This is a genomic window from Streptomyces sp. NPDC051286, from assembly GCF_044455345.1.
In the GTDB taxonomy this organism is placed as follows: domain Bacteria; phylum Actinomycetota; class Actinomycetes; order Streptomycetales; family Streptomycetaceae; genus Streptomyces.
In genome coordinates this window covers 1-7265 of sequence record NZ_JBITER010000106.1, presented here as the reverse complement: position 1 = coordinate 7265, position 7265 = coordinate 1, and the positions used below count along the sequence as shown (strand labels likewise).

General features: G+C 68.1%; 5 protein-coding genes and 4 pseudogenes. 4 read left to right on the top strand and 5 right to left on the bottom strand.

Annotated features, from left to right (window positions below):
• Both ACIBB8_RS37120 and ACIBB8_RS37115 read right to left on the bottom strand, forming a co-directional pair.
• A pseudogene (locus ACIBB8_RS37120) lies at positions 1-445 on the bottom strand (ISAzo13 family transposase); the annotation flags it as partial.
• Between the two features lie 186 nt (positions 446-631).
• Complete coding sequence (locus ACIBB8_RS37115; RefSeq protein ID WP_398959746.1) at positions 632-1045, bottom strand: organic hydroperoxide resistance protein; 414 nt, start codon at positions 1043-1045, stop codon at positions 632-634.
• 117 nt (positions 1046-1162) lie between these two features.
• Here ACIBB8_RS37115 and ACIBB8_RS37110 point away from each other — a divergent pair, with 117 nt between their 5' ends.
• A complete protein-coding gene (locus tag ACIBB8_RS37110) occupies positions 1163-1678 on the top strand; it encodes a MarR family winged helix-turn-helix transcriptional regulator (protein ID WP_398959744.1) in 516 nt (171 codons plus the stop codon).
• Between the two features lie 797 nt (positions 1679-2475).
• Positions 2476-2599: pseudogene (locus ACIBB8_RS37105) on the top strand (transposase); the annotation flags it as partial.
• Positions 2600-3218: 619 nt separating this feature from the next.
• On the opposite strand, the gene ACIBB8_RS37100 reads toward ACIBB8_RS37105, so the two are convergent.
• The 3 genes and pseudogenes from ACIBB8_RS37100 to ACIBB8_RS37090 form a co-directional block, all read right to left on the bottom strand.
• Positions 3219-3878, bottom strand: coding sequence for a hypothetical protein (locus ACIBB8_RS37100; protein ID WP_398959742.1), 660 nt, complete (start codon positions 3876-3878; stop codon positions 3219-3221).
• Entirely contained in the window at positions 3875-4387 is a 513-nt protein-coding gene (locus ACIBB8_RS37095) for a SigE family RNA polymerase sigma factor (RefSeq protein ID WP_398959740.1), read from the bottom strand. The genes ACIBB8_RS37100 and ACIBB8_RS37095 overlap by 4 nt, the downstream gene beginning before the upstream one ends.
• A 137-nt stretch (positions 4388-4524) precedes the next feature.
• Positions 4525-4683: pseudogene (locus ACIBB8_RS37090) on the bottom strand (IS630 family transposase); the annotation flags it as partial.
• A 124-nt stretch (positions 4684-4807) separates the two neighbouring features.
• Here ACIBB8_RS37090 and ACIBB8_RS37085 point away from each other — a divergent pair.
• Both ACIBB8_RS37085 and ACIBB8_RS37080 read left to right on the top strand, forming a co-directional pair.
• Positions 4808-5898 (top strand): annotated as a pseudogene (locus tag ACIBB8_RS37085) (integrase core domain-containing protein).
• Between the two features lie 209 nt (positions 5899-6107).
• Complete coding sequence (locus tag ACIBB8_RS37080; RefSeq protein ID WP_398959738.1) at positions 6108-6887, top strand: hypothetical protein; 780 nt, start codon at positions 6108-6110, stop codon at positions 6885-6887.
• The last annotated feature ends 378 nt before the right edge of the window (positions 6888-7265 follow it).

Below are 7265 nucleotides of genomic sequence, written 5' to 3'. Positions count from 1 at the left end.
GCAGGCTGAAGCCCGCCTCCTTCAACAATGCGGCGATCACGTCCCGACCCACCGCGCGGCCCTGGGCGGCGAGCTCGGTGGCCAGATGCCGCAGCGACTTCGTGGTCCAGGTCGACGGCCCTATCGGGTCACCTTGCGTGCTGTCCTCGACCAACGCCAGCAGTGCAGCTCGGAGCCCCGGGTCCTTCACCGCCAGCGCGGGACGCCCCGCACCTCGCCGACGTACCCGGCCATCGGGCTCGGCATCGTCCTCCAACTCGACCAGGCCCCGACTGACGCACCCCGTGGAGACCCCCGCGGCCCTGGCGACAGCCGCGATCCCGCCATGTCCGAGTTGCCGCGCTTCCGCCGCATACAGCAGACGGCACTGCCGCTCGTTGAGATGCGGAGTCACCGCCTCGAACTTCGCCCGCAACGGACTGATCAACTCATCGAAACGGCCCATATCACATCAACGAACCCAAGTCCCGGAAGCAACCCGTAAATTCGCGACGCCTCCACATCGGTGACGCTGAAACCCGTACGCGCAGCCCGCCCCGAATCGCGCAGGGGGTGGCGTGGAGCAGACGCACGGAGAGGCCGGCCCCCAGTGGGGTTGGTCCCAGGCACCGGCCCATCGCCACCCGGAGGGCTACTCGATGACGAGCTCGACCGGGATGTTGCCGCGGGTCGCGTTGGAGTAGGGGCAGACTTGGTGGGCCTGCTCGACCAGCTTGCGGCCGGTGGCCTCGTCGACGGCCTCGGGCAGCTCCACGCGCAGCGTGACCGCGAGACCGAATCCCTCACCCTGCTTGCCGATTGCGACCTCACCGGTCACGGCGGCGTCACTGACGTCGATCTTGGCCTGACGACCGACGAGCCCCAGGGCGCTGGCGAAGCAGGCGGCGTAACCGGCGGCGAACAGCTGCTCCGGGTTCGTGCCCTGGCCGCTGCCGCCCATCTCCACAGGGATGGCCAGCTGCAGATCCAGCTTGCCGTCGGGGGTGACGGCGCGGCCCTCGCGGCCGTGGGTGGCGGTGGCGACGGCGGTGTAGAGCGCTTCCATGAAAGCGGTTCCTCTCGAAAGTAATGTCCCAGCGGCGCTGTCCGGCCGCCTCCATCCAAGGAAAGCACGCAATTAAATTATGCACAACCTAATGGTGCGCAGGGTTATGCTGGATCCATGACCTCCACGTCCAGCCCGAGCCGCGAGGCCCCGTCCGAGGCCGATTACCTCCGCCTCGACCAGCAGATCTGCTTTTCCTTGAACGCCGCGTCACGCGCCTTCGGCAGCGTTTACCGCGTAGTCCTCAAGGACCTCGGGCTCACCTATCCCCAGTACCTGGTGATGCTGGCGCTCTGGGAGCACGGCGAGCTACCGGTGAAGACGCTGGGAGAACACCTGCGGCTCGACTCCGGCACGCTGTCACCGCTACTGAAGCGGTTGGAGGCGGCGGGCCTGGTACGGCGCGAGCGCAGTGCCCAGGACGAGCGGTCGGTGCACATCCACCTCACGGACGAGGGCACGGCACTGCGCGAGCGGGCGCTGGCCGTGCCGCGCCGGATCGCCGCGGCAACCGGCTTCGACCTCGATGAGATCAGCAACCTGCGAGCCCGCCTCAACCGACTCACGGCAGCCCTGGACACGGCAGCACTGGAGCAGAACCCGAGCTGCGCCGACACGGTGTCCGAGAAGTAGCGTCGCTCGCCAGACGTGGGCGGTTCTGCAGAGGGTCCCGATGGTGGCGCTGTCGGAGCGCGAGGAGGCCACCAAGCTGGAGTGCTGACCGCGCTGACCGCCCCGGTCCAGCGTCAGTTCTTCGGCTTCGTGTGGTCACGCGCTCGCCACTACTACGCCGACCGCCGGACTTTTACCGAGACCCTCGCCAGGCTCGCCCCAGAGCCCACCGTGCTGTAGGCCGGTCGACTGCCGCGGTCGGGCCGAGGAAGTCGTCCACCAGCCGATGCTCACCGGCCCCGGTCCCACCCGATTGGATAGCTGTGGATAACTCCCTTCCCCAGCAGGGCCGATCGGTAGGTTGAGCAGGTGACAGCAAGGATCTTCTACATCGGTGACTCGGGAGCAGAGAGCACCGGGTACGTCGTCTACGGCTGGCCGGAGATCGACCTCGCACATTGGAGCGCAGCTCTGCGCCTGCTGCTCAACTTCCGCAAGAAGCTTTACGCGGACACCGGTATCCCTGCCGACTACGAGCTGCACGCCACGCAGTCCCCGGCCGCGGGACCCCGTCGACCAGAGGAGCGTGGAACCGCCAGAAGAGGAACCGGCGCCAGGTGGCCCAGGCCAACCTTGCCGCTATTGCGGCCATGCCCGGCACGCGAGTGGGCGCGGTGTGGCGGCACACCAACGAGAAGGGCCGGGCCTACTACGACCAGCGCGCGTCGGTGTACGGGGCGCTGCTGGCCGACATCGACGCCCGGCTCGGCGCGGCCGGGGACCACGGCATCATCGTCATGGACGGGGACGGGTCGGATCTGACCGATCGGCAGGCCGCGGCGATGGCGGTGCGGGCGATCGACTGGAAGTACGCGCTCGGGGCGGAGCTCACGGACACCGGCTTCGATGCCAGTGTGCTGAGCCGGTTCCGTTCCCGCCTGTCCGACAACGGCATGGAACGGGTGGTCTTCGACCGTCTCCGTGAGTACTGCAAGGAGGAAGGACTGATCGCGGCCGGAGGCAAGCAGCGAACCGATTCCACCCATGTGATCAGTGCGGTGCGGGACTTGAACCGCCTCGAGCTGGCCGGGGAGAGTGTGCGGGCGGTGCTGGAGGCCCTGGCTGTCGCGGCGCCGTCGTGGCTGGCCGGACAGGTCGATGTCGCCGAGTTCGCTCACCGGTACGGGCCGCGGGTGGACGGCTGGCGCATGCCCGCCTCGCAGACGAAACGCGACCGGCTCGCGCAGGTCTTCGGCCAGGACGCGCTGGCGTTGTGCCGGGCGGCCTGGTCACCCGGCACACCCCCATGGATCCGTGAGATCGAGTCCGTACAGCTCCTGCGGCAGATCCTCGTCCAGACCTACTACCTGAGCTGCGACACCAGGGGACGGGAGGTGATCAAGAAGCGGGCCGCCGACGACGAGGGCGTCCCGGAACCTGGTGGCGAGGGCGCGGGCCCTGTCCGTACCGACACCGCGCTGGACGCGACGATACTGCAACTGCGGGTGCACCAGCGGCGGTTGAGCGGCTGAGGCCGGCCACGCGCCCCCTCCGCGCCCGCTCAGTTGTAGTGGTGCTCAGGCGGCGGCGTGGTCGTGCATGTCAGCGGCCCGTCCGCCGGGACGATCCGCTCCACCGAGCCGGGGTTCATATGGACCGAGGCCAGCTGCGCGGCGTTGAGGTAGCCGATGAACAACTGCTTCCCGGCCGGCATCGCGGCCGGGGTGAAGGTGAATGTCACCCTGCCGTCGTGGCTCTTCTCGCCCTTCATCACGTTCGAGACTCCGGGGCCGGACCCGCTGGGATTCAGCTTCCCGTCGTCGTGCGGCCCCTTGCAGAACACACCCTCCTTGATCAGGACTGGGAACCCGGCCTTGCGCAGCGCCTTCTCCAGACCCGCGTGGTCGCTGAAGTACGCGGCCTTGTCCCAGGTGGCAACGACGGTGCCGTCCTTCTTGGTGTCGACGGTGTACGCGGCCGTCTGGATGTGCACCGACCCCGCGCCGGCGCTGTCGCCGGCCGACGGTGGAGCCGTCGAAGGGTTGCTCAGCGCGGGCACCCCGATCGCGAGGGCCGCGGCGGCCGCGACCCCGGCCGTGCCGACAAGGCGGCGCCGATTGCGACGGGCGCGGCCGGCCGCCTCGATCCGCTCCACCGGCGTGGACATGGTGATGTCGTCGAGGGAATCCCTCAGTGCGTTGAGCACCTCGTGCTCGCTCATGGTCCGACCTCCTGGTCGTTGGCGGTGCCGTCATCGGCGGTGACGAGTTGGCCGCGCAACGCCGATACGGCTCGCGACAAATGGGCGGTGACGGTGCCCTCCGCGATCCCCAGCACCTTGGCCGTGGCCCTGGTGTCGAGGTCGAGGAAGACCCGTAGCGCGATCACTTCCCGCTGCCGCTGCGGCAGTTGACGCAGCACGGTGAGCAGACCGGGGTCCAGGCCGGGCTCGGCTTCCCGCGGATCGGGCACATCGGGCGCGCCGTCCTCCAGCGCGACCTCCTTCCGTCTCCGCCGCCACCACGACACCCGGGTGTTCAGCGCCGTGCGCACGATCCATGCGCGCGGTGCCGGGTGTCGGCTGACCTTCGGCCAGGACACCCAGGCCCGCGTGAACGCCTCGGCGACCAGATCCTCGGCGAGCTGCCGATCGCCCACACTCGCCAGGACCGCCCGCAGGCAGACATCCTGGCTGGCTCGGTAGAACTCCTTGAACTCGAGCTGCTTCACACCCCCTATACGCCGCAGCGTCCCCACACACTTACCTCCCCGCCCTGTGAGTAATTGGCTGGGGGCCGTCCGGCCCCGCCAGGCGTCGGATCCCACCACCGGAGGTTCTCGCAGTCATGGGTAACGCGTACACGCTCCAGCTTGGCGATCACCGGCACTCGGTTCCCGCCTGCCGAGGCCAGCAGCACCATCGCGCGCCGATAGCGCACCGAGTTGGTGCTACCCCGGCGCACGATCTGCTGCAGCCGCTGCCCCTCCTGATCGGACAGTCTGCGGACTCGAACGGGCTCTGCCACCGCGCCTCGACCTGTCGGACGGGTCGTCGTCGCCTGACATCCAACCGTGTGCCGTTCGGAAACTCATCGCTGCTGCTCGGAGCGGGTCTGGCGCGCCGTCAGGGTCTGCTGGAACCCTGTCTGGGTGATCGTCTCATTGGTGTACCGGGTGGCTCGGAAGGTGCTTGCAGTCCCGGCGCTGCTGCTGCGCGGGGATGCGGCCAAGGATGCGGAACTGCTTGTGCTGCGGCACGAGAACGCGGTGCTGCGCAGGCAGCTCACGGGCCCGGTGCGGTACGAGCCGGCGGATCGGCTGTGGTTCGCGGCACTGTCCTCGCTGATTTCCCGGCGCCGGTGGGCACGAGTCTTCCCGGTGACGCCCACGACGCTGCTCGCGTGGCACCGCAGGCTGATCGCCAAGAAGTGGGACTACAGCAAGCCCCGGAGCAGGCCCGGGAGACCGTCGACCGCGAGCGCGGTGAAGGCTCTGGTGTTGCGGCTCGCGAAGGAGAATCCGCGCTGGGGCTGCCGACGGATCCAAGGGGAGCTCGTCCGGCTCGGACACCCGGTTGGCTCGACGACGGTCTGGGAGATCCTCACCGCAGCGGGCATCGATCCAGCCCCACGCCGCAGCGGCCCGACGTGGCGAGAGTTCCTGACCGCGCAGACCGAGGGCGTCATCGCCTGCGACTTCCTGCACATCGACCTGGTCGACCTGCGCCGCGTGTACGCGCTGGTCTTCCTCGATCACGGCACACGCCGACTGCACATCGCCGGCGTGACCGCCCATCCCACCAGATCTTGGACGGTGCAGCAGGCGAGAAACCTCGCCGTCGAGTTGGGCGCACGGGTCGACTCGCTGCGCTTCCTGCTCCGCGACCGGGACGCGAAGTACACCGATTCCTTCGACGCGGTCTTCGCAGCCGACGACATCGAGGTCGTGAGGACCGCACCGCGGACTTGTCGGATGAACGCGCACTGTGAACGAGTCATCGGAACCCTGAGACGCGAGGTCCTCGACCACCTGCTGATATGGAACGAGACCCATGCTCGGCAGGGCAGGTCCTTGATGCCTATGCCCGGCACTACAACGGTCATCGCCCGCACCAGGCCCGGGGGCAACTCCCGCCCCTCGCCCACGAGCACCCGGCGCCCATGACCGCTCCGAGTGCTCACCGGCTCCTGCGCACCCAAGTGCTCGGCGGTGTGATCAGCGAGTACAGATACGCGGCTTGACCAGCAGTGACGAGTTTCCGAACGGCACAGGCTTCACAGGGTGATCACAACGGAGTCACGATCACATCCCGTGACCGTTCGAGGTGATCATCGGAGAGGTGTCCGATCGTAGAGTGTGTCGCACCGCGACAGTCCTCCCGTGTCAGCCCTGCATTACGCGCCGCGCCGGGAGGGGCTGTTGCTCCTTCAGACGGAGAGACGAACGAACCATGCGCGCCACCGCCGTACGCCGTACCGCCCTCACTGCCGCTGTGGCATCCCTGGCCCTGCTCGCCACCGCCTGCGGCGGCTCGGACTCCGACGTCAAGGGTGATGGCGGCGCCTCGGGAGGGAAGGGGGACGCCTCCGCCAAGCCTGCGGCGGTCAAGGCGTTGACGTCGGCTGAGCTGGAGAAGGTGTCGCTGGAGCAGGGTGACGTCGCGGGCCACAAGATCACGAAGACCGGCCCCGAGGACATCGCGCAGCCCGAGGACGTCACCGTCGACAAGAAGGAGTGCGAGCCCATCGGCTTCGCCTTCTACGGGGTGAAGCGGGGAACACCGGTCGGGAACGCCGGGCGCAAGGTCGTCGAGGAGCCCCAGAAGGATGCGTCCGCCGACCCCGAGGACGCGCTCGCCGGCATGCTCGATGTGACCTCGTCCCTGGTGACGCTGGCCTCGTACGACGGTGACGGCGCCACGAAGAGCCTCGACGAGCTCCGCGACTCCGCTGCCGCGTGCGCGACCGGTGGGTTCACCCTGTCCATGAAGGGCTCGAAGCAGAAGGTCACCAAGGTGACCGAGGAGAAAGTGACGGGCGGCGAGGAGGCCCTTGCCTGGCGGGTGCAGATAGGGGAGGGGGACGCGGCAGCTCCCTTCAAGCTCGTGAGTGTGCGTCAGGGCGGAACGGTAGCCACGTTCTTCTCGTTCAACCTCGGCAAGACGGGTGCGGAGTCCGACTTCGACCTGCCGACAGCGGTAATCGACGCGCAGGTCGAGAAGCTCGGCTGAGGCATTCGGCCGCCATTCCGGGTCACGACAGCGGTACGAGCCTGACCACGGTGACCGTCAGCACGGACCCGGAGACGTAGTAGAGGACTGTGGCGCCGTATGTGATTTCAGGGTTCGTAGTTGGTGTGGTGGGGTTGGCTTGAGCTGGGGTATCGGGGGTTTTCTGATAACGGAGCGGGTGCTTCCGGGGCGCTGAGTGCGGTGGTGATGGGGCGTTTGACCTGCGATTGTTCGGGGTTCGTTGATAACAGTGGTGTGGTGTTGGCGACGTCTCCGGCATCTAAGAGGGCGTTAAGTCCGTTTCTTGTAGCGGCCTCGTCCGGGTTGGGTGAGGAAGCCTTGGCGGGTGAGGCGCCCGAGGCGGCTTCGGGTGACGTT

Bases quoted from the DNA above. Each gene is read 5' to 3' on its own strand.
- ACIBB8_RS37115 (WP_398959746.1), bottom strand. From the start codon at position 1,045: ATGGAAGCGCTCTACACCGCCGTCGCCACCGCCACCCACGGCCGCGAG.
- ACIBB8_RS37100 (WP_398959742.1), bottom strand. From the start codon at position 3,878: ATGAGCGAGCACGAGGTGCTCAACGCACTGAGGGATTCCCTCGACGAC.
- ACIBB8_RS37080 (WP_398959738.1), top strand. From the start codon at position 6,108: ATGCGCGCCACCGCCGTACGCCGTACCGCCCTCACTGCCGCTGTGGCA.
- ACIBB8_RS37110 (WP_398959744.1), top strand. From the start codon at position 1,163: ATGACCTCCACGTCCAGCCCGAGCCGCGAGGCCCCGTCCGAGGCCGAT.